At 68.5% G+C, this 270-nt stretch carries 1 protein-coding gene; it reads left to right on the top strand.

Annotation, left to right across the window (positions count from 1 at the left end):
- A partial coding sequence (locus tag AC2FC2_RS27070; protein WP_490660219.1) for an aminotransferase class III-fold pyridoxal phosphate-dependent enzyme occupies positions 1-270 on the top strand: 270 nt, incomplete at both ends.

Genomic DNA, 270 nt, shown 5'->3' with positions numbered 1-270 from the left:
AATTCATGCAGGCGCTGCGCGCGCTGACGAAGCAGCACAACCTGCTGCTGATCGTCGACGAAGTGCAGAGCGGCTGCGGCCGCGCGGGCACGCTGTTCGCGTACGAACTGTCCGGCATCGAGCCGGACGTCATGACGCTCGCGAAGGGCATCGGCGGCGGCGCACCGCTCGGCGCGCTGTTGTCGAAGGCCGACGTCGCGGTGTTCGAGGCCGGCGACCAGGGCGGTACGTACAACGGCAACCCGCTGATGACGGCGGTCGGCTATTCGG

It is taken from the genome of Serratia sp. CoH_122_TC_1 (assembly GCF_058191755.1).
The sequence above is the reverse complement of the archived record's forward strand: the minus strand, read 5'-3'. Positions and strand labels throughout refer to the sequence as shown.